This is a genomic window from Arthrobacter jiangjiafuii, from assembly GCF_018622995.1.
GTDB lineage: Bacteria > Actinomycetota > Actinomycetes > Actinomycetales > Micrococcaceae > Arthrobacter_B > Arthrobacter_B jiangjiafuii.
This window is the reverse complement of sequence record NZ_CP076022.1, coordinates 49012-70812: the sequence shown is the minus strand read 5'-3', so window position 1 is coordinate 70812 and position 21801 is coordinate 49012. Positions and strand designations below refer to the sequence as shown.

Below are 21801 nucleotides of genomic sequence, written 5' to 3'. Positions count from 1 at the left end.
CCGAGTGCTTTTCCGGTAAAATATTTGCCGCCTGCAACATAGCACCCCGGACACAATTGACCGGTAACATTCTCCACGACTCCACCCCCTGTTTCCGGAAGGCACACCCATGAGCAAGCTCGGTACGGCCTGGACGATTCACGGCGACGGCAAGACGATTAAACCCGGCGAATATGTAGCTCCCGACGAGCGGTTGAGCTGGCCCCGGACCATCGGCATCGGTTCCCAGCACGTCGTCGCCATGTTCGGCGCCACCTTCCTGGTTCCGCTCCTCACCGGCTTCCCGCCGGCCACCACCCTGCTGTTTTCCGGCATCGGAACCATCCTGTTCCTGATCATCACCGCCGGCCGCGTGCCCAGTTACCTGGGATCAAGCTTTGCCTTCATTGCCCCCATCGGGGCGGCCACCAACCAGCACGGACCCGGTGGGGCGCTGGGCGGGATCATCATGGCCGGCGCGGTGTTGTTCCTCATCGGCCTGGCCGTGCATGTGGCGGGAACCAAGTGGATCCAGATCCTGATGCCGCCGGTGGTCACCGGCACCATCGTGGCCCTGATCGGACTGAACCTGGCCGGTTCCGCGCGGGACAACTTTGAGAAGGGCCCGCTCACGGCCACCGTCACCGTAGTGGTGATCCTGCTGTGCACCGTCCTCTTCAAGGGTTTCCTGGGCCGCCTTTCGATCCTGATGGGCGTGTTGGCCGGTTACATCGTTGCCATGCTGCAGGGCGAGGTCGATTTCCAGGCAATTGGTGATGCCGCCTGGATCGGGCTGCCCGAGTTCATGTCCCCCACCTTCCATTTCTCGGTGATCGGCCTCTTTGTGCCGGTGGTCCTGGTACTGGTGGCGGAGAACATCGGCCATGTGAAGTCCGTTGCCGCGATGACCGGGCGCGACCTTGACCCCTATGCCGGACGCGCACTGATGGCCGACGGCCTGGCCACCGTGCTGGCCGGATCCGGCGGCGGTTCCGCCACCACCACCTACGCGGAGAACATCGGCGTCATGGCCGCCTCCCGGGTGTACTCCACTGCCGCGTACTGGGTGGCCGGCATCGTGGCCATCCTGCTCAGCCTGTTCCCGAAGTTCGGCGCCATCATCGCCACGATTCCCGGCGGCGTGCTGGGCGGTGCCGGCGTGATCCTGTACGGCATGATCGGCATCCTGGGCGTGCGCATCTGGGTGGACAACCGGGTGAACTTCTCCAACCCGATCAATCTCTCCACCGCCGGCCTGGGCCTGATCATCGCCATCGCCAACTTCACCTGGGTGGTGGCCGGGCTGGAGTTCGGCGGCATCGCACTGGGTACCGGCGCCACCCTGCTGGCGTACCACGGCATGCAGGCCATCGCCCGCTGGCGCGGCACCGATCCGGACGATCCGGCGCAGGACCGGGGCTCCGTGCCCAGCCGGCTGGGCTAGGCCACGGCGGCCGCTGCCGCTCAGGCGCCTTCCAGTGCCTGCACGGTGGCCCGGGTCAGCCAGCGGCGGGCGTGGGTCATGGCGTCCTGCGGATCCGCCACGAGATCGAGGAGGCTGACCGCGGCCACCACGCCGTATTCGGCCAGCACATGCGGCGGAAGGGTGATCCGGCCAGCCACGGCCACCACGGGAATACCGGCGTCACGGGCACGCTCGGCCACTGCCAGCGGCGCCTTCCCGTAGCGGGACTGCTCATCGAGGGACCCCTCGCCGGTCAGCACCAGGTCTGCACTCTCCAGGGCTGCCGCCAGGCCGGTCAGCCGGGAAATCACCTCAAAGCCGCCCTCGAGGGTGGCGTCGGTGAAGGCCAGGAAAGCGGCCGGGAACCCGCCGGCGGCTCCGGCACCGGCAATATCGACGTCGACGCCGGTGGCCGCCTGCAGCAGGCCCGCCCACCGCACCAGCGCTTCATCCAGCAGCAGCCGCGCCGTCGCGTCGGCGCCCTTCTGCCCGCCAAAGACATGGGCGGCGCCTTCGGGACCGGTCAGCGGGTTGGTGACGTCGGCGGCGATCCGGACCCGGACCCCCGCGAGCCTGGGGTCCAGTCCGGAGGCGTCGATCGCGGCGGCCAGCGACAGCCCGGCTCCTCCCGGCGGCACCGGTGTGCCGGTTCCGTCGAGGATCCGCAGTCCGAGGGCGGCCAACGCGCCGGAACCGCCGTCGGTCATGGCGGATCCACCGATACCCAGCACGATTTCCGTGGCGCCGGCATCCAGCGCCTCCCTGATCAGCTCGCCGCTGCCGTAGCTCGACGCCGCCAGCGAGGTTTGGACTGAGGGATCCACCAGCATCAGCCCCGAGGCGCGGGCGGTCTCGATGACGGCGGTGTCCCCGGCCAGGGCCCACAGCGCGGTGACGTTGCCGCCCAACGGTCCGCGGACCGTCGCAGTGCGCTCCAGGGCTCCGGCCGCAAGGGCCGCTTCCAGGGTGCCCTCGCCGCCGTCGGCCACCGGCACCAGCGTCACGTCCGCCTCCGGATAGACGGCCAGCACCCCTTCGGCCATGGCCGCTGCGGCTTCCGCAGCGGAAAGCGAACCTTTGAACTTGTCCGGGGCTATGAGTACGCGCATGAGTCCATACTGCCAGCCCCGGCAGGATTCGAGCCGTGGGGGAATGGCGGAAGCGCGGCGTTCAGGGCCGCTGCGGCCAGGCACCCCGGCTGCTCAGGATCCCTGCCAGCAGGTCGGACCGGTCGGAGACCAGGCCGTCCACGCCCAGGTCCAGCAGCCGTTCCATGTCCGCCGGATCGTTCACGGTCCAGACGTGTATCTGGAGTCCCGCCCGGTGGCAGCGGCGCAGGAACGCCGGGGTGATGATCCGCAGGGGGCCCTGCCGTTCGGGAACCTGCAGGCACTGGTAACGGCCGAGCCTTGCCAGCAGCCCGGCAGCCCCGAACGGTGCCAGCAGTACCGTCAGTGCCGTGAAAAGGGAGCCGGCGGAGCTGGCTGCCGGCCGGGACAGCCGGCGCAGCGCTGCCAGCCGGCGGCGGTCCGAGAACGAAGTCACCAGCACACGGTCATGCGCGGCATGTTTTTCCACCAGCCGGGCCAGCTCGGCGGATCCGGCCGCGTCCTTGATGTCCACATTCAGGCGCTCGTGGGGCAGCTGCGTCAGCAGTTCCTCGAATGTCGGAATCTCCTCGGTGCCACCCACCCTCGCCTGCCGGACCTCGCGCAGGCTCAACTTGTTCAGCGGCCCCCCGGTTCCGGCGACACGGTCCAGTCCTGCGTCGTGGAAGGCCAGGAGCACGCCGTCACGCGTGGTGCGGACATCTGTCTCCAGATATCCGAAGCCCAGGGCGGCGGCGGCACGGAAGGCCGTCATGGTGTTCTCGAGGCCCTCCCGGGAGAACCCCCGGTGGGCAAGGCCGAGCGGAACCGGGCAGGAAAAGTAGGGATAGCTCACCTGCGTACTTTATCCATTGCGGCGGCGGTGCGGGCCGAGGGCATCCTCATTCCGGGCCTACCGGTCCTAGACTGGCAGGATCCGGCAGCGGCCCGCCGGCCGGAGACGGTGGCATGGCGGAGGTGCCCGGCTTGGCTACTCAGATGCTGGCGGCGAATACCGCCGGACTTGTTCGGAAGCTGCGGTGGCCGGTGCACTGGCTGCGGGGCGGGATCCGGAGCGCACCGGTGAGCGCTGCGTTTATCGCTGCCTTCTGGATTGCCGGTGCGGTTTCCGGCGGGCTGGGCACCGGACCCGAGGAACCGGTGGCCGGCTGGGTGGTCCTCTCCACGGAGTCGCTGCCCCAGCATTGGCCGGCGCTGCTGCTTTCCGGACTGTGGGCCTCCGGGCCCGCCGGCTATCTGGCAGGCACAGCGCTGGTGCTGCTGGTGGGGCTGCCCTGTGAACGGCTGATGGGTTCGTCCCGGTTTGCCGCTGCGGCCGCAGGCACCCAGCTGCTCGGCTCGCTGCTGGCCATCGGCTTTGCCGCAGCAGCCAACTCCCTTCCGGGCGAATGGTCCCGGGCGTTGGAATCGGAGTCGTTTGTAGGGCCGGTGGCCTGGGTCTGCGGTGTTGCCGCTGCTGCCAGCACCCGTTTGTCCACGCTGTGGCGCCGCCGCCTGCGGTTGGGGCTCTTCACTCTGCTGGTCCTGCTGGCCCTATATGGCGGTTCACTGCACAGTGTCACCGCGCTGGCCGCTGCAACGGTTGGGGCTTTCGGCGGCCCGTTCCTGTTCGGCCGCCGGCCGGCGCTGCCCGGCCGGATCATCACCAGCCGCCGTGAAGCGCGCGTCCTGGTGGCGCTGGCAGTTGCCGCCTCCGCCGTCGGGCCGGTCATTTCGGCCCTGACCTCCCAGGCAGTGGGGCCGCTGGCGGTGCTGCGCTACCTGAATACCAATGTGGAAATCATCGACCCACAGACGTTCGCCGGGCTGTGCAGCGATCCGGCACAAAGCGTGGACTGCGGCGCGGCGCGGCTGCAGCTGCGTGCGGGGCCGGCCGGCTTTTTCCTGGCCACCCTGCCGCAGGTGCTGCTGGTGGTGTTCGCCGACGGGCTGCGGCGCGGCCGGCACTTCGCCTGGGTCAGCGCGCTGATGCTGCAGGCCCTGATGACTGTTCTAGCCGCTGTCCGGGCCGCGCGGTACCTTTCCGGTGACAGCCCGATCAGCCTGGATGAGCTAGGAGCGGCCCAGGGCGCCCTGGGCCTGATCCTGCCGATGCTGGTGCCGCTGGCCGTCCTCGTGCTGCTCCTGGCAACGCGCGGACTCTTTGGCGTCTCGGCCCCTCCGGGAACCTACCGCCGGATCGCAGCCTGGGCAGCGGGACTGGCGGCGCTGCTCAGCGCCGTCTACGTCCTGGGCGGTCTGGCCGTGCCAGGTGCCTTCACTCCCCCGGCCACCGCCGGCACCCTGCTGGCTTCCCTCCCGGACCGGTTCCTGCCTCTCCTGGAACTTGAACTCAGCACCGCTACCCCCGGCCTTTTGCCGAGCACCCTGCCGGCGGACCTGCTCTACGAGGGAATAGGCGTGGTGTTCTGGGTTTTCGTCTGCGTGGCGCTGCTGCGCTCTTTCCTGACACCGGCGCACACCCCGCATTCCAAAGACCTGGACCGGGCGCGCGGGGTGCTCCGGGCATATGGCGGCGGGACCATGGCGTGGATGACCCTGTGGCCCGGGAACGCGTACTGGTTTTCGCCCAGCGGGAATTCCTATGTGGCGTTCCGATCGGATCTTGGTGTTGCCCTGACAGTGGGGCCGCCGGTGGGACCGGCAGCCGAACTGCGGCGCACGGTGGAAGGCTTCAACGAGTTCTGTACCGCAAACGGGCTCACTGCGTGTTTCTACTCGGTGGACCGGGAAGTGGAACGGATCAGCGCGAACCTGGGATTCGAGCATCTGCAGGTTGCCGAGGAGACCGTCCTTCCCCTGGGCCACCTGGAATTCAAGGGCAAGAAGTTCCAGGACGTCCGGACCGCACTGAACCACGCCCGCAAGGCCGGCATCGAAGCCAAATGGATCAGTTATGCGACGGCGCCGCTGGCATTGCTCGATCAGCTCCATGCCATCTCGGAGGAGTGGGTGGCGGACAAGAAGATGCCGGAGATGGGATTTACCCTGGGCGGCCTGGAGGAAATGGATGACCCCGAGGTCCGCTGCCTGATCGCCGTGGACCGGGACGGAACGGTTCACGCCGTCACGTCCTGGCTGCCCATCTACCGGGACGGAGCGGTGGTGGGGTGGACGCTGGATTTCATGCGCCGGCGCAGTTCCGGGTTCCGCCCGGGGATGGATTTCCTGATCGCCTCCGCCGCCGTCCTGTTGCAGGAGGAGGGGTTCGAGCTCCTGAGCCTGTCCGGAGCGCCGCTTGCCCGCGCCTCGGCATCCGCGGCGCAGCCCGGCGCGGATCCCGATTCCGCTGCGGGTGATTCCACCCTGCTGGACTCGGTGCTGGACCTGCTGGGAAAGACCCTGGAACCGGTCTACGGCTTCCGCTCGCTGCTGGCCTTCAAGGCGAAGTTCCAACCACAGTACGTTCCCCTCTACATGACGTATCTCGACCCTGCCTCGCTGCCGGCCATCGGCAACGCAGTGGCCCGGGCCTACCTGCCCGGCATGTCCCTGTCCCAGCGCCTGGCCCTGCTGCGGCGTATTGTCGACGGCGCCCGGTGAACAACGTTCCACTCATCTCCGGGGCGCTTCCGGTCCTGGTGCTGATCCTGGGCGGGCTGTCCCTGCTGTGGCTGGCCTGGGGCGGACGGCGCCATCTGCTGGTGGTGCTGCCGGTGGCCGCCGCGGCCGCCGTCGTGCTGACCTTCCTGCTGTATGTGCTGGCCGAAGGGGTCTTGTACTGGTGGGACGCGTCCCTGCCGCGCAGCCTCTATATATATGCCGCCGCAGGAATATTGGCGGTGCTGCTGGCCGCAGTACGCATCCGGGCCGCCCCGGCGGCAGGGACACGTGCGCTGGCGGTCACAGCCGCCGTCCTGTCCCTTGTCGCCGTGGCCAGCGCGGCCAATAGCGCCTACGCGCAGTACCCTACGCTGGGATCCCTGCTGGACCCGCCGCGGCCCGAATCCGCCCCGCTTCCGGAACGGGCCCCGGAAACGGCAGCCGGCCACCCGGCGGCCACCGAAGCCAACTGGGTGCCGCCGGCTGACATGCCGGCCACCGGCAGGCTGTTCCCGGCGGACATACCCGGAACGCTCTCCGGCTATGCCGCCGACCCGGGGCTGGTGTATCTGCCGCCGGCCTATCTGGCCGATCCGCCCGCCCTCAACCTGCCAGTCCTGGTCCTGATCCACGGCAGGCCGGGCGGCCCGGCGGATTGGCTGATCGGCGGCGAGCTGCTCCAGGTCCTGGATGAGTTTGCCGCCGCACACTCGGGTCTGGCTCCCGTGGTGGTCATTCCCGATGCCTCCAACGCCGGCAATGCGAATTGGCCGCTGTGCCTGGACAGTGACATCAGTGCTTCTGCCACCTATCTGGCCGTTGATGTGCCGGCGTGGGTGCGGCAGCACCTGGCCTCGGGACTCGCTGGTGCCCGGCAGTGGGCCGTGGCCGGCTATTCCTACGGCGGAACCTGCGCGCTCACGTTGGCGGTGAACTTTCCGCAGGCCTATCCCAGCTTCGTGGACGTGGCCGGGGAAGCAGAACCGGCCCTCCCTCAGGGGCGGGACGCCTTGATCGAGCGGTATTTTGGCGGGGACGCGTCCGCTTTTGCCCGCCAGAATCCCCTGGACATCCTGGCCGCCGGGTCCTTTTCGGATTCCGCCGGCGTAATCGTGGTGGGCGCCGATGATCCCGTCTATGCGCCGCAGGGCCGGAAGGTCTTCGATGCTGCCCGGTCCGCCGGAATGGATGTCTCCCTGCAAACGGTGCCCGGCGGCCACTCCTGGCAGGTCTGGAAGGCGGGACTGGCGGAAAACCTGGACTGGCTGGGCCGCCGGTTGGGCATACTGGCTCCATGACCCGTGACAGTTTCCAGTCTCCGCCGCGGGACCCCGGGCGGCAGCCCGGGGCCGGCACCGGGCTGTCCGGCCTGCCCCGCTGGCTGGCTTCGGCGTTTCACCGGCTGGTGCAGTGGACCTCGCCCCATGCCGCTCTGCTGATCACTCTGGCGGCCGGACTGCTCCCCGCCCTGCTGCTGACCGTGGGATCGGCAGAACTCTATGAGGCCGTCAGTGAGTCCGACGGCGTCGCCCGCCTGGACCACCCGGTCCTGGAGGCGGCCCAGGCGCTGCGCTCCCCCGCGTTGGACGGCGCGGTGACCGCGTTCACCAACCTGGCCGGCACGGTCGGCATGCCGGTCCTGGCCCTGGCCGCCACTGCGGTCATGACAGTGAGATGGCGGTCCTGGACCCCGGTGCTGCTGGTGGTTTCCGCAGCGGCCGGGTCGCTGCTGATGACGGTGGCAGGAAAGGACCTGGTCGGACGTGCCCGGCCGTCCCTGGCGGATGCGGTGCCGCCGTTTGAGCATTCTCCGTCGTTCCCGAGCGGGCATACCCTCAACTCAGTGGTGATCGCGGGGCTGGTGGCCTATCTGGTGGTGTTGCACCTGCGCAGCACCCGGGCCAGGATCCTCACGGTTGCCCTCGCCGCGGTCTTTGCCGGCGCCGTCGGGCTGAGCCGCGTCTATCTGGGCCACCACTGGCTCACGGATGTGCTGGTGGCCTGGACGTTGGGCCTGGCCTGGCTGGCGGTGGTCATCACCGCGCACCGGCTGCTGCACTCGGCCCGGGCGGCGGAACCGCACGCGGGCCGGCAGCCGTCCAAAGGTGGAGCCGAGCCGGACGCGGGGCCCTGACGGGGTTTAGAGCCGGCGCAGGAGGTCCTCGAGGACCTGCGCCACGCCGTCGTCGGCGAACGCCGGGGCCACCCGGTCAGCGGCAGCGCGGGCAGCGGGGTGCCCGGACGCCATGGCGTAGCCGCAACCGGCCCACTGCAGCATCTGGACGTCGTTGGGCATGTCCCCGAAGGCCACCACGTCTGCCGGATCGATGTCGCGGGAGGCTGCGTAATCCGCCAGCGTGACCGATTTGTTCAGTCCGTGCAGCGACATCTCCAGCATCGCGACCCTGGGCGCGGAATGCGTGGCCGAGACCAGATGGGCCACGGCCGGACCGACCGTACGGAGGAACTCATCCGGGGAGGTGCCGTCCACCCGGGCCAGGAACTTCACCACTGTGTCCGACTCGGTAAGGCTGGATTCCAGGGGTGCGGGCACCACGGCGCCGGGCAGTTCCACCCCGGGATCCAGGAATCCCGGGCCCAGATGGAAACCATCCACCGTTTCGGCAGCGAACCTCACCGCCGGGTACAGCCCGCGGATGATGGCCGCCGCAGCGAACAGATCCGGCAGCGACAGGGCGTGGGCCTTCAGAACCCGGCCGGCACCCAGATCGTAGGTGATGGCGCCGTTGGAGCAGATGACCGTCCCTTCGTGGCCCAGGGAATCGCTCAACGGACCCAGCCAGCGCGGCGGCCTGCCCGTGACGAAGACGACGTCGATTCCGGCGCGCACGCAGTTCCGGAAGGCTCGGACGGTCCGGTCGCTGATCCTGTTGTCCGGACCGACAATGGTCCCGTCCAGGTCACTTGCCACCAGACGCACAGGGCACCTCGTCCACTTCCTCAAAGGGGGTAACTGATCCGCGCTGGTGCGCGGAGTTCCAGTTTATCGGCCGGCGGCGGCCGGCTGCCGCATCTCCGGTACTGCTAGGCCGCCGAGACCTCCCCCAGGCCCGTGATCCGGGCCCGTGCCAGGGTGTGCGTGAACAGGGCGAAGCCCAGGGAAGCCGCGGTGGCGTCGGCGGGAACGTCCAGGGATGCGACGTCGACGGCGTGAACCACCACCATGTAGCGGTGGGGGCCGTGGCCGGCCGGCGGGGCGGCCCCCACGAAGCCGGGGAATCCGGCGTCGTTCCGCAGTTCCACCGTGCCCGGCGGCAGCTCCCCCGCGGCCGAAGCGTTGCCGGGCAGCGACGTGGTGCCGGCCGGGATGTTGAAGGCTGCCCAGTGCCAGAATCCGCTGCCGGTGGGGGCATCGGGATCGAACACGGTGACGGCATAGCTTTTGGTCCCCTGCGGCGCCCCGGTCCAGCTCAGCTGCGGAGACTCGTCCCTGCCGCCGGGAACGCCCATTTTTCCGCTGTACTGGGCCGGGGAGAACGGCTGCATGTTCGTGAAATCGTCACTGGTCACAGTGAAGGCCGGGACCGCCGGCAGAGCATCATAGGGATCGGGGGAAGGCATTGGCGTCACTCCTTGTAGGGGTATCGGGCTGCCCGGATTACGGGCAGCCCGGGGTCGGACGGTTGGACGGGCGGATCAACAGGTCAGGGCAGTTCGCTGCGGGTGGGCGGATTCGCTCCGGCGCGCGAGACCGTGACGGCAGCGGCCCGGACCGCGTAGCCGAGCAGGGCTTCCAGGTCGCCGGTGTTGACCCGCGCCAGCTCGCTCCGGCGGGCACCGCCGTCGAGCTCCCGGTCCATCAGTGAGACCAACAGTGCCGCCATGAAGGAATCCCCGGCACCCACTGTGTCCACCACGGTGACCGGGGGCACCGAGGCAGCGGCTTCCCCGGCGGCGGTGACGGCCCAGGCGCCCTTGGATCCGCTGGTCACGGCAACCAGCGCGGGTCCCAGGCCCAGCCAGCGGCGCGCGGCATCCCGCGGGTCCTCCTGCGGATACAACCAGGCGAGGTCCTCATCGGACGCTTTCACGACATCGGCCAGCGCCACGAATTTTTCCGCCTGCTCCCGGGCGTAGGCCACATCGGTGATGATGGAAGGCCGGCAGTTCGGGTCATAGCTGATGGTGGCCGTGGGCCGGGCGCGTTCCACCGCGTGCAGCACGGAGTCGGCGCCGGGCCTCAGCATGGCGGCGATGGATCCGGTGTGCAGCACGGTGGTGCCGTCCAGCAGTTGCGGCAGGACCGCGGCGAGAGTGGGCAGCTGCCATTCCAGGTCAAAGGTGTAATGGGCTCCGCCAACCGGATCCAGCACGGCGGTGGCGACGCTGGTGGGCAGTTCGTCCGGCGGCAGCGGGGTCAACACCGAGTTGGCCCTCAGATGCGCCTCGATCAGCAGACCGTATTCGTCGCTGCCGTAGCGGCCCGCAAACTGCACCGGGCGGCCGAGCCGGGCCACCCCTACGGCAACATTCAGCGGGCTGCCGCCGGGATGGAAGCGCTTGGGAGCGGTGTCGCTGAGAACCTCGTCCACGAGGGCTTCGCCGATGACTGTAAGCACAGCCTCAACCTAACAGAGCAGGCTCCGCGTTTCCTTAAAAGGCGGGGATGCGGGCCGCCTCCGTGAGCACTTCGACGACGGCGTCCCAGGCCGGCGTGCCGGGGGTGGCCAGGGCAAAATGGTCGCCTGGAACCAGCCGCAGTTCCGCTGGCGATCCGCTGTCCTTCGCCGCCTGCACAAAGGAGGTGGACTGGCTCAACGGCACGTCGGCGTCGCTGTCCCCGTGCAGGGCGGTAACGGGCACCGGCAGCGGCAGCCGCTGCATTGGGTCCGCGGCGCGGTACCGCCCGGGATCCTGTTCGGGCGAGGAGCCCAGGAAATTGCGCACCGCCCCGCTGCTGAGCTCCAGTGCCAGCGCCTGGGCCAGGTTCAGCACGCCGGCCTGGCTGACGACGGCGGTGAGCGGCACGGCCGCATCGCGCCGGCCGGCGGCCCAGACCGCCAGCTGCCCGCCGGCGGAGTGGCCCAGGGCGGTGACCCGGGTGAGGTCCAGTCCGTGGCTTTCCGCGGCAGGGCGGAGCGCGTCGATGCCGGCGCTGATGTCCTGGAAGGTTTCCGGCCAGCCGCCGCCGTTGCCCGCCCGCCGGTACTCCAGGTTCCAGCAGGTGAAGCCGCGGCCCGCCAGGTCGCGGGCCAGCGGGCGGCCCAGCTCCGCACTGTAGTGCGAGCGCCAGTAGCCGCCGTGGATGATCACCACTACTCCGGGAACGGCTGCAGCTCCACGCTGATCGGGGTCGGGCAAGGTGAGCTCGGCATACTGCTCGGGGCCGGCGGCGTACGGAACCCGGATCGGATCCTGCGGCATCTGCGCCCTCCTCGTCTCTGGCCTAATGTGGTTACTGAGCCTAACGTCGGGCGGCCCTTACCCGGAGCAGGGCCTGACGTGGGGCGACACATCCGGTGAGCAAGTGAATGGAGATTTCCTATGGGCGCGTGGGACAGCCTTGATGACCGGCTGCGTCCGGTGGTCCAGGCGAGCACGGACGAGTATGCCCGGGTTCGTCCAGCCTTGGAAAAACTCACCCGCGAAATGGAGGAGAGCCTCCGCGATACCTTCACGGACAGCCCGGTGCGCCCGTTGTTCGTGGCGTCGCGCACCAAGACCGTGGAATCCTTCCGGGACAAGGCCGCCCGGACCCTGCCGTCCGAGGATCCCGATGAGCTCCCCACGCTGCTGTTCCCGGACCCCCTGCGCAACCTCATCGACCTGGTAGGCCTGCGCGTCATCGTCACCCTGCCGCACGAGGTGGACGAGGCAGCGAACCTGATCAAGCGCCAGCGCGCCGAGTTCGACTGCCGCGGTGACCGCGAGAAGGACATTGGCTCCATTGAGTCCGGAACCTACGGCTACTCAAGCCGGCACCTGATCCTGCGCACCATCCAGAACGACACCGTGCGGGAGTACCACAAACTGCTGGATCCGGAGCAGCGGCCCAATGGCAGTTACCTGTTTGAGGTCCAGATCCGCACCGTGCTGGCCCACGCCTGGTCCGAGATTGAGCATGACATCCGGTTCAAGGCCGGGGATCCGCGGGCCTGGAGCCCGTACTTCGACCGCCAGTTCACCGCCACGGCAGCCATGCTGGAAACCGTGGAAACAGCCTTCGCCGAACTGCATGAGCGCTACGAGACGGTCACCGGCTTCTGGGACGAGGAGGGTGAGGGCAGTGCCCCGCTGACCCCGAACCGGATCCGCGACATCTGGATGACCCTGCTGCCGCACGTAAACCGCAAGACCGGGGATGACTGGGGCTGGGCCGCGGAACTGCTGGCTGCCCACGGGATGAAAACCACCATGGACCTGGCCGGGCTGCTGCAGGCCGACGCCATCACCGAGGTCCGGCAGGCCTTGGACCACCGCTACTCCCCCGGCCCGGACCGGCTGCTCGATGACCTGCTGCTGTGGCGCTTCGGCAAGGAGCACATTGACCTGACCGCCGAGCCCGAGGACGCACCGGTAAAGCCGCGCCGGGAATCCCTGGGCCGCCGGTACCGGCAGATGCAGCTCTTCCGGGCGCGCGAAGCCCAGTAGACCGGCCTTGCCCGGCACTGCCGGGTCGTTTAGCTTTGCCACGTGGCGATCGAACTTTCGAGGCAGGACGCGCGCCGGATGCGCTGGTACTCCCAGCTGCTCGGCGGCTCGGACCTGGACCCGGCCGACGTCGTGCGCCGCGCCGTCGCGCTCCAGGGCCAGGACCTGCCCGCCGTGCTGCAGGCCATTGCCATCCGGTCCCGGCCCGGAACCGGCGTGCAGGAGGTCCGCGACGCCTTTGACCGGGGGGAACTGGTCCGCGGCTGGCCCATGCGCGGCACCCTGTTCGCCACCACCCCGGAGAACCTGGCGACGCTGCTGCATTTCACCGGTGACCGGATCCGCCGCATGGCTGCCCGGCGCCGTGAGGAACTGGGGCTCGATGAGCAGGTGATCGCCCGCAGCGGCGAGGCGTTGTGCGAAGCCCTGGCCGACCGCCCCCTGGACCGGGCCCAGGCCCTGGCCCTCTGGGAGGCCGCCGGGATCAAGACCGCTGAAGGCCGCGGCTACCACCTGCTGATGCATCTGTCGGTTCAGGGCCTGGTTCACTGGGGAGCCTTTGAGCCTGCCGGCGGCACCCAGTTCCTCGCCCTCTCCACGGTTCCCGCACCCCGGGATCCCGACGCCGCGCTGGCGGAGCTGGTCCGGGGGTTCGTGCTGGCCCGCGGACCTGTCACGGAGGCGGATCTGGCCTGGTGGATGAAGCTGCCTAAGACGACGGTGCGTCGTGCGGCAGCTGCCGCGCCGGATCTGGTCGAGGTGCAGGTTCAGGGCCGGCCGGCGTGGATCGTGGGCGAACCCCGGATACCCGGGGAATCCGGAGTGGTGCTGGTGCCCGGCTTCGACGAATGGATCCTGGGCTATGCCGACCGCTCGCTCGTGGCTGGCCCGGAAATGCTCGCGGCGCTGGTGCCGGGCAACGGGATGTTCCGGCCGGCGGTGCTGGTGGACGGCATCGCCGTGGGCACCTGGCGGTGGCCGCGCAGCTCCCGGGCCGGGGTGGAACCGGTCCTGAACCTGGTGGAACCGGTGCCGGCTGCCACGCGCCGAGAGATCGAACAGGTACTGGCGGCGTGGCCGCACCGCTGATCCCCGCAGCGCAGGGCCACTCCTAGGCGGAAACCCGCCGGACCAGGCTGACCGGGGGAAGGCCAACCTCCCCGCGCTTCCCGCCGTCGCCCTCGGCGGCGCCGTCGCCCGGCAGTCCAGTGAGCACCATCCGGGCGAAGCTCTCCCCCAGCAGCCGGGCGTCAACCCGCACCGTGGTCAGCGGCGGCACCGCCAGCGAGGCCAGTGGCACGTCCTCGGCACCAATGACGGCAAGGTCCTCCGGGGCCTTTTTACCGTGCGCGGCCAGTCCTGCCAGCAGCGCAAAGGCGTGATCGTCGTCGAACGCGCACGCTGCGGTGACCGGGGTGGGCCCGGCCAGCCAGCGGCCGACGGCGGCGGCTGCCTCGCCCGCGTCCAGCGCCAGCCGTTCGATCGCCGGCGGCGGAAGCCGGTGCGCGGCGCAGGCGGCTTCGATGGCCGCCAGCCGGATCTGCACCCGCCAGCCGTAGCCGGATTCGGGCGGCACTGCCACGCCGATCCGCTGGTGTCCCGCTTCGGCCAGGTGCGCAACCTGCAGCGCCCCGATGCCCAGGTCCGGGCTGAGCGGGTCGGCGAGGGTTTCGTGCAGCGACGCCACGGGAAGTCCCGCGGCCCGCAGGGCAGCCATGTCTTCCTCGTCCAGCGGGGTGGTGACGATCAGCGCGGCGGGGGCCAATGAATGCACCAGGGTCACGGCTCCGCCGCTGCCGGGCAGCCGGTGTGCCAACAGGCGCAGGCCGTTGCGCTCCAACTCCTCCGAGGCGGCGTCGATGATCATGGCCAGGGCGCGGCCCAGCGGTTCAGGCGGCAGCAGCATCAGCACCAGGTCGCTGCGTCCGCGGCGCAGCGTGCGGGCAGCAGTGGACGGCGTGTAGCCCAGGCTGCGGGCCGCGGCCAGGACCCGGTCCCGGGTGGCCGCGGAGATGCTCTGTCCTGACCCGTTCAGCACGTAGCTGACGGTCGCCCGGGACACTCCCGCTGCCTGCGCGACATCGCTTGATGTGACCCTGCGGTTCACCGCCGCACCTTTCCTCCCGCCGGGCTGCGCGGGCAAAATCCGCGGCAAATCCCGGTACTTATGGCTTTCCGGTTTCTCCGGTATTCTGACGATACAGGCAACTTACACGTGTAACCTCGCGGAAGCTGCCCGTCAGACCCGGTGGCCGCAGCTGCGGCCATCACTCGACTGAAAGGACCGGCTCGTGGCCAACCAGCCCATCACCGCCCAGAACACCGTCCAGCAGTGGCTTGACCACCCCGAAGGCGGACCGGCAATCCGCGGCATGCTCGCGCAGGCCGGCAGCGACGAGTCCACGCTCGGCCCGGCACTGACCCTGAAGCTGCAGCAGCTGGTGGACCTGAGCCAGGGCAAGTTCCCCCAGGCCGCCGTGGATGAACTCGTGAAGGCCGCCAACGGCGGCGTCATGCCGGAACCCGCAGAAACCGTCCTGCCAACCGTCGAAGGCCGCTTCGCGGGCCGCACCATCATTGTCACCGGTGCCGGCTCCGGCATCGGCCGCGCCACCGCCGGCCGGATCGCCCGCGAAGGCGGCCGCGTGATCGCCGTGGACATCGCCGAGGACCGGGTCAAGGAGCTCGCCGCCGAAATCGGCGACGCCGTCGTTCCGGTTGCCGCAGACCTGACCGACCTCGGTGCCGTGGACCGCATCATCGCCGCCGCCGGAGAGCGCATCGACGGCCTGGCCAACGTGGCCGGCATCAATGATGACTTCAGCCCGCTGCACGAGGTCGCCGACACGATGTGGCAGAAGGTCTTCGCTGTCAACGTGGATGGCCTGGTCCGCCTGACCCGCGCCGTGCTGCCGACCATGCTCGAGGCCCACAAGGGTTCGATCGTGAACATCACCTCGGAGGCCGGCCTGCGCGGCTCCGCGTCCGGCGTCGCCTACACCGCGTCCAAGCACGCAGTGGTCGGCATTACCCGCAGCACCGCGTTCATGTACGCCAAGGAAGGCATCCGCGTGAACGCCGTTGCTCCGGGCGGCGTGGCCACCGGCATCCCCATGGGCGGCAAGACCAATGAATACGGCGAGGCCCGCCTCGGCGCCGCCCGCGTCAACATTCCGGGCCTGGCCTCCGCCGAGGAGCTGGCAGCGTCCATCACGTTCCTGCTCAGCGACGACGGCGTGAACATCAACGGCGCCATCCTGCCCTCCGACGGCGGCTGGTCCGCGGTCTAATTCCCGCAGCTTCCATCACCGCATAACGACGGCGGCCGGTTCCCTTTCCGAGGAAGGGAACCGGCCGCCGTCGTTGTCTTCGCCGCATCCGCTGCGAAGGGTGAAGGAAAGAGCTAGGCCCCGGAGACTCCGGCGGCCAGCTTGTTCAGCGACTCTTCAAGGTCTTCCTTTGACACCATCGGGAAGGAGACCTTCTTCAATACATCCTTGTCGGTGACGTTGGACCAGTCGTAGGTGAGCGTGACCTCGGTGGAGTCCGGGCCCATGGGCTCCAGTTCCCACACCCACTGCCAGCCCGCCGGCTCGGTGCCCGCGACAGCCGTCTGCCAGGCCAGGAGCTTGTTGTGGTCGTACCCGGTGACGTGGTTGTCAGTCTGGTAGTCGCCCATCTTGGCGTTGTGCATGTTCATGGTGAAGACCTGGCCCGAAGCCGTGATGCGGTCGGTCTTCTCGTCCGAGACCACCATGCCGGAACCGTCCAGCTCGTGGTGGCGTTCGGGGTTGGACAGCAGGTTGAAGATGTCGGCTGCCGAAGCATCGATGATCCGTGAGACAACAACATTGCTCTGTTCAGTGGTCAATGAACTCTCCTTCGATAGATGGATCGTACGTGTCCGCGCGGCTCAGTCCGCGGTCTGTTCCTGGGCCTCCTGCAGTTCCCAGCCGGTGATGTACGGCGGGTCCTGCCCTTCGTCCCGGGTGTACTGCCGGCAGCGTGCCCGTTCATCCTGCAGCCACTGCCGGAAACCGGCCTGCGTTGATCCCAGCGACGCTACCCGGTCCAGCACGTCGATGGCCAACTGGAAACGGTCGATCTGGTTCAGCATGGCCATGTCGAAGGGCGTGGTGGTGGTGCCCTCTTCCTTGTAGCCGCGCACATGCAGATTGCCGTGGTTGGTCCGCCGGTAGGTCAGCCGGTGAATCAGCCAGGGATAGCCGTGGTAAGCGAAAATGACCGGCTTGTCCTTGGTGAACAGGGTATCGAAATCCCTGTCGGAAAGCCCGTGCGGGTGCTCTGCGGCGTCCTGCAGCCGCATCAGGTCCACCACGTTTACAACCCGGATTTTCAGCTCCGGCAGCTGCTCCTTCAGCAGTGCCGCCGCGGCTACGGCCTCCAGGGTGGGGACGTCGCCGGCACAGCCCAGAACGACGTCGGGATCGGACTTTTCGCCGGGCCCGGAGGTTTCGCTGCCGGCGAAGTCCCAGATGCCGATGCCGCGTTCCACGTGCAGCAGCGCCTCTTCTGGATTCAGCCAGGCGGGGGTGGGCTGTTTTCCGGAGACCACCACGTTCACCCGGTCCCGGGTGCCCAGGATATGTTCGGTCACCGCCAGCATGGTGTTCACGTCCGGCGGCAGGTACACCCGGATCACGTCGGCCTTCTTGTTGACCACGTGGTCGATGAAGCCCGGATCCTGGTGCGAGAACCCGTTGTGGTCCTGCTGCCAGACATGGCTGGAGAGCAGGTAGTTCAGCGACGCGACCGGCTGCCGCCAGGACAGGCCGCGGCTGACCTTCAGCCATTTGGCGTGCTGGTTGAACATGGAATCGACAATGTGGACAAAGGCTTCGTAGCAGTTGAAGACCCCGTGCCGGCCGGTGAGCAGGTAGCCCTCCAGCCAGCCTTCGCAGAGGTGCTCGGACAGGACTTCGGCGACCCTGCCGCTGCGGGCCAGGTGCTCGTCGATCTCGTCGATGCGCTGCTGCCAGGCCTTGTCCGTCACCTCGTAGACGGCCTGCAGCCGGTTCGAGGCGGTCTCGTCCGGGCCGAAGATCCGGAAGTTGGACGGGTTCGCCGAGATCACGTCGCGCAGGTAGCCGCCGGCGGTGATCATCGGGGAAATCCTTTGCTCCCCCGGTTTGTCCACCTCGACGGCGTGTTCGGCGTAGGGCGGCAGGGCCAGGTCCTGCAGCAGCCGGCCGCCGTTGGCGTACGGGGTGGCGCTCATCCGCAGGTCTCCGGCCGGGGCGAGCGCGGCGATCTCGGGCCGGAGCCGGCCGGCGTCGTCGAACAGTTCCTGGGGCCGGTACGACTGAAGCCACTCTTCCAGCTGGGCCAGATGTTCGGGGTTGTCGTGGATTTCGGACAGCGGCACCTGGTGCGCCCGCCAGGTGCCCTCCACCTGCTTGCCGTCCACCACAGCCGGCCCGGTCCAGCCCTTGGGTGAGCGGAGGATGATCATCGGCCAGCGCGGGGCGTGGATATTGCGCTCGTCGGCGTCGGGGGCGTCGGCGGGAACGGCGGTGCGCTGCCCGGAGCGGTAGGGCGCCTGGATGGCGTCGATTTCCGCGAGGCAGGCCTCCAGTGCGGCGGCGAAATCGGCATGTGCCTGCGCCGTGGATGCCGGGTCCTCCACGGTGACCAGATACGGGTGGTACCCGTAGCCCTCCATCAGCTTCACCAGTTGTTCCTCGGGCATCCGGGCCAGGATCGTGGGATTGGCGATCTTGTAACCGTTCAGGTGCAGGATCGGCAGCACGGCGCCGTCCACGGCCGGGTCCAGGAAGCTGTTGGAGTGCCAGCTGGCGGCCAGCGGTCCGGTTTCCGCCTCGCCGTCGCCGATCACCGTGGCGGCGATCAGGTCCGGGTTGTCGAAGACCGCGCCGTAGGCGTGCGCCAGCGAATAGCCCAGCTCGCCGCCCTCGTGGATGGAGCCGGGGGTTTCCGGCGCCGCATGGCTGGGCACCCCGCCGGGATAGGAAAACTGCTTGAACAGGGTCCGCAGCCCGTCCTCGTCGCGGCCGACATGGCTGTAGATCTCCGAATACGTTCCCTCCAGCCAGGCGTTGGCCACATTGGCCGGGCCGCCGTGTCCGGGTCCGGTGATGAACAGGACCTCGCGCCCCTGCTCCCTGATCAGCCGGTTCAGATGGGCGTAGATGAAGTTCAGCCCGGGTGTGGTGCCCCAGTGCCCCAGCAGCCGGGCCTTCACATCCGTCTTCTCCAGCGGCCGGCGCAGCAGCGGATTGTCCCGCAGGTAGATCTGCCCGGCGGAAAGGTAGTTGGCGGCGCGCCACCAGGTGTCCACCTCCTGCAGGGCGTCGGTAAGCGGCTGTTCCGGTGCAACTGGGGCAGAACTCATGCGGTGCCTCCTGGGCGGTAACGGTTCAGGGGGTTTCGACGACGACGTCGGAAGGTTTTTTGTCCGGCCGCAGGCCGCGCCAGGCGGGGTGGCGCAGCTTTCCGGTGCCGGTGCGTTCGGAGTACGTCACCTCCCCCACCAGTACCGGACGCACCCATTGGGCATCGGAGGCATCGGCGGCGGGAACATCGTCCAGCGGAGCGGTCTTCCGGGCCAGTTTCTTGAGCTTTCCGCCCACCAGGGCCAGGTCCTTCTCGCTCAGTCCCGATCCCACGCGGCCGATGTAGGTCAGGTCGTGGCCGTCCGGCACTGCCACCAGCAGGGACCCGATCTTGGAGGCACGGTTGCCCTTGCCGGGACGCCAGCCCACCACCACCACTTCCTGTGTGAAGGAGTTCTTGAGCTTGATCCAGCTTTTGCTCCTCCGGCCGGGGGAATAGGTGCCGTTCCGGCGCTTGGCCATCACGCCCTCGAGCCCCAGCTCCTTGCTGGCTTCCACGGCGTCGTCCATGGACAGCTCCAGTGCCGGCGGCACCTGGACATGTCCGTCGTCGCCTGCCGGCTCCACCGCCTGCTCCAGGATTTCCCGCCGCTGGGTGTAGGGCAGGTCCATCAGCGAGTTTCCGTCCAGCCAGAGCAGGTCGAAGAGCATCAGGTGGACCGGGGTGCGGGCGGCAGCGGCTTCGATCTCGCGCCGTTTGGTCAGGTGCATCCGTGGCTGCAGCAAGCCGAAGTCGGGGCGGCCTGCCTTGTTGACCGCCACGATCTCGCCGTCCAGGATGGCCCGCTCCCCGTTTAAGTGGCTGCGCAGTTCCTGCAGTTCCGGGTAGGCGGCGGTCATGTCGTTGCCGTTGCGGCTGATGAGCCGGACGCCTTCGGGGGTCACGTCCACGACGGCCCGGACTCCGTCCCACTTCATCTCGAAGGCCCACTCCTCGTCGTTGTTGACGTCGGCGCGGGTACCGAGCGTGGCGAGCATGGGTTCCACCTGCGGCATGCCGTTCTCTGTGGCGTCGGCCGCGACGGCGGAGGATACGTCGGTGGTGTCCGGCAGCGTCTTGGCTGAGGGCGCCGGCGCCGCTGAGGCCGCAGAGACTGCCTCCTGCGGTGACGGTGCCGGTTCGGCGGACGGTGCAGGCTGGTGCTTCATCAGGTGGATCAGCCAGTTGTTCGCCCCGCCGCGCCCTCCGGTGTGGATCAGCGCGAACCGCCGGTCGGCGCCGCCTTCGGAGGCCAAACCGCCGTCGGACTGGCCATGGAGCACCGCGATGACCTCTTTGCCATCCCGCCATTTTTCCGGCTCGTAGGTGCCGTGGTCCCAGATCCGCACCTCGCCGGCCCCGTATTCACCCTTGGGGATGGTGCCCTCGAAGCTGCCGTAATCCAGCGGGTGGTCCTCGGTCTGCACCGCCAGATGGTTCTGGTTCGGGGAATCCGGCGGTCCCTTGGGCAGCGCCCAGGAGACGAGGACGCCGTCGTGCTCCAACCGGAAGTCCCAGTGCAGCCGGCGTGCGTGGTGCTCCTGGATCACAAAGCTGTTGCCGTCGGAGGGTTCGGCCCGCTCTTCGGGGACCGGTTCCGGAGTCTTGCCGGCGTCGCGCATGCTGCGGTATTTGCTGAGCCGGTCCGGGGTTCCGGGGTCCGCCGCGGCAGCCTGCCCGGCTCCGTCTTCCAGGGCATCGCCGTCGAGTTCTCCGGCGTCCATGCCGGCCAGCGGATCGCCGTGATCGGCGAGCCGCTGCATCACCTGTTCGTAGTCCAGCTGCGCCAGGTGTGGATCTTCCAGCTCTTCCCAGGTCCGCGGCGCGGCGACGGTGGGAGTGAACCGGCCGCGCAGCGAGTACGGGCAGATGGTGGTCTTGTTGGCGTTGTTCTGGCTCCAGTCCAGCAGGACCTTGCCCTTGCGCAGCGACTTTTTCATGTCGGAGACAATCAGGTCCGGGTGGTCCGCCTCGAGCGCGCGGGCCAGTTCGTGTGCCACGGCGCTGACGTCGCTGGAGGTCTGCTGCCCGTCCAGCGCGGCGTAGAGGTGGATGCCCTTGGAGCCGGAAGTGACGGGACGGGCGTCCAGGCCCATGTCGGCGAGGATGTCGCGGGCCAGCCGGGCCACTTCGGCGCATTGGGCCAGGTCCACGCCCTCGCCCGGATCCAGGTCAAGCACCAGCCGGTCCGGGTTGTTGATCTTGCCGCGCGGACCGAAGCGCCACTGCGGCACATGGATTTCCAGGGCCGCGCTCTGCGCCAGCCAGGTCAGGGTCGCGAGGTCATTGACCAGGGGATAAATGTTGGTGGAGGTCTTGTGCTCGATTTCGAACCGCTTCACCCAGGTGGGCGCCGAGGTGTCGATGTTCTTCTGGAAAAACACCTGTCCGGGCTCCTCCGGTGTGCCGACCCCGTGGACCCAGCGTTTGCGGGTGGCGGGACGGTCCCGGGAATGCGGCAGCAGTGCCCCGGCCACGGCGGCGTAGTAGGACAGGACATCGGCCTTGGTGGTTCCGGTTTCCGGATAGAGCACCTTGTCCAGATTGGTCAGCCGCAGCCGGTGACCGTCCACATTCACGGTCTCCTGCTGTTTCAGACCCGCTCCGCTGCTCGCCATGGTCCCTAGTCTTACCGGGATCAGCAGGCAATTTCCACTATTGGTCAGCCTGCTGAGCAGATTACGCCAAGGGCGTTCCGCCGGCCCTGCGCAGCGCCGGAAGAACTGTGTAGCTTGGAAA

17 protein-coding genes are annotated in these 21801 nt (G+C 68.7%); 7 read left to right on the top strand and 10 right to left on the bottom strand.

Annotation, left to right across the window (positions count from 1 at the left end):
• Window positions 1–109: 109 nt before the first annotated feature.
• The gene (locus tag KKR91_RS00345; protein WP_210227040.1) at window positions 110–1423 is read left to right on the top strand and encodes a uracil-xanthine permease family protein; all 1314 of its coding nucleotides are present in this window, start codon (window positions 110–112) and stop codon (window positions 1421–1423) included.
• Between the two features lie 20 nt (window positions 1424–1443).
• On the opposite strand, the gene KKR91_RS00340 is transcribed toward KKR91_RS00345, so the two are convergent.
• Both KKR91_RS00340 and KKR91_RS00335 read right to left on the bottom strand, forming a co-directional pair.
• Window positions 1444–2553, bottom strand: a complete 1110-nt coding sequence (locus tag KKR91_RS00340; protein WP_210227042.1) for a glycerate kinase — start codon at window positions 2551–2553, stop codon at window positions 1444–1446.
• Window positions 2554–2614: 61 nt separating this feature from the next.
• Entirely contained in the window at window positions 2615–3388 is a 774-nt protein-coding gene (locus tag KKR91_RS00335; RefSeq protein WP_237687434.1) for a glycerophosphodiester phosphodiesterase family protein, read from the bottom strand.
• A 131-nt stretch (window positions 3389–3519) separates the two neighbouring features.
• On the opposite strand from KKR91_RS00335, the gene KKR91_RS00330 reads away from it, so the two are divergent.
• Genes KKR91_RS00330 through KKR91_RS00320 form a run of 3 tightly spaced genes read left to right on the top strand, consistent with a single transcriptional unit; the run spans window position 3520 to window position 8230 of the window.
• A complete protein-coding gene (locus KKR91_RS00330) occupies window positions 3520–6096 on the top strand; it encodes a bifunctional lysylphosphatidylglycerol flippase/synthetase MprF (protein WP_210227043.1) in 2577 nt (858 codons plus the stop codon).
• A complete protein-coding gene (locus KKR91_RS00325) occupies window positions 6093–7394 on the top strand; it encodes an alpha/beta hydrolase (protein ID WP_210227045.1) in 1302 nt (433 codons plus the stop codon). Before KKR91_RS00330 ends, KKR91_RS00325 begins: the two co-directional genes overlap by 4 nt.
• On the top strand, window positions 7391–8230 hold the full coding sequence (locus tag KKR91_RS00320; RefSeq protein ID WP_210227047.1) for a phosphatase PAP2 family protein: 840 nt from the start codon (window positions 7391–7393) through the stop codon (window positions 8228–8230). Before KKR91_RS00325 ends, KKR91_RS00320 begins: the two co-directional genes overlap by 4 nt.
• Before the next feature lie 6 nt (window positions 8231–8236).
• On the opposite strand, the gene KKR91_RS00315 is transcribed toward KKR91_RS00320, so the two are convergent.
• The 4 genes from KKR91_RS00315 to KKR91_RS00300 form a co-directional block, all read right to left on the bottom strand.
• On the bottom strand, window positions 8237–9037 hold the full coding sequence (locus KKR91_RS00315) for an HAD hydrolase family protein (protein WP_210227049.1): 801 nt from the start codon (window positions 9035–9037) through the stop codon (window positions 8237–8239).
• 104 nt (window positions 9038–9141) lie between these two features.
• Window positions 9142–9678 (bottom strand): YbhB/YbcL family Raf kinase inhibitor-like protein, encoded by a 537-nt coding sequence (locus KKR91_RS00310; RefSeq protein ID WP_210227051.1) that lies wholly within the window; start codon window positions 9676–9678, stop codon window positions 9142–9144.
• 83 nt (window positions 9679–9761) lie between these two features.
• A complete protein-coding gene (locus KKR91_RS00305) occupies window positions 9762–10676 on the bottom strand; it encodes a carbohydrate kinase family protein (protein WP_210227052.1) in 915 nt (304 codons plus the stop codon).
• A 34-nt stretch (window positions 10677–10710) separates the two neighbouring features.
• Window positions 10711–11481: an alpha/beta hydrolase family protein gene (locus tag KKR91_RS00300; protein WP_210227053.1), complete on the bottom strand. Its 771-nt coding sequence runs from the start codon at window positions 11479–11481 to the stop codon at window positions 10711–10713.
• A gap of 120 nt (window positions 11482–11601) precedes the next feature.
• On the opposite strand from KKR91_RS00300, the gene KKR91_RS00295 reads away from it, so the two are divergent.
• Both KKR91_RS00295 and KKR91_RS00290 read left to right on the top strand, forming a co-directional pair.
• Entirely contained in the window at window positions 11602–12708 is a 1107-nt protein-coding gene (locus KKR91_RS00295; protein WP_210227054.1) for a GTP pyrophosphokinase, read from the top strand.
• A gap of 42 nt (window positions 12709–12750) precedes the next feature.
• Window positions 12751–13797: a winged helix DNA-binding domain-containing protein gene (locus KKR91_RS00290; protein ID WP_210227055.1), complete on the top strand. Its 1047-nt coding sequence runs from the start codon at window positions 12751–12753 to the stop codon at window positions 13795–13797.
• A 22-nt stretch (window positions 13798–13819) separates the two neighbouring features.
• Here the strand turns inward: KKR91_RS00290 and KKR91_RS00285 are convergent, their stop codons facing one another.
• On the bottom strand, window positions 13820–14815 hold the full coding sequence (locus tag KKR91_RS00285; RefSeq protein WP_210227057.1) for a LacI family DNA-binding transcriptional regulator: 996 nt from the start codon (window positions 14813–14815) through the stop codon (window positions 13820–13822).
• 184 nt (window positions 14816–14999) lie between these two features.
• Between KKR91_RS00285 and KKR91_RS00280 the strand changes: the two genes are divergently transcribed.
• A complete protein-coding gene (locus KKR91_RS00280) occupies window positions 15000–15998 on the top strand; it encodes an SDR family NAD(P)-dependent oxidoreductase (RefSeq protein WP_237687433.1) in 999 nt (332 codons plus the stop codon).
• A gap of 113 nt (window positions 15999–16111) precedes the next feature.
• On the opposite strand, the gene KKR91_RS00275 is transcribed toward KKR91_RS00280, so the two are convergent.
• From KKR91_RS00275 to KKR91_RS00265, 3 genes are read right to left on the bottom strand one after another with little or no spacing between them, the layout of a single operon-like run.
• Window positions 16112–16579, bottom strand: a complete 468-nt coding sequence (locus tag KKR91_RS00275) for an SRPBCC family protein (protein ID WP_210227059.1) — start codon at window positions 16577–16579, stop codon at window positions 16112–16114.
• 42 nt (window positions 16580–16621) lie between these two features.
• A complete protein-coding gene (locus KKR91_RS00270) occupies window positions 16622–19081 on the bottom strand; it encodes a phosphoketolase family protein (protein WP_210227060.1) in 2460 nt (819 codons plus the stop codon).
• Window positions 19082–19106: 25 nt separating this feature from the next.
• Window positions 19107–21680 carry an ATP-dependent DNA ligase gene (locus KKR91_RS00265; RefSeq protein WP_210227061.1) on the bottom strand — a complete coding sequence of 858 codons (2574 nt, stop codon included), beginning with the start codon at window positions 21678–21680 and terminating at the stop codon, window positions 19107–19109.
• Window positions 21681–21801 lie beyond the last annotated feature (121 nt).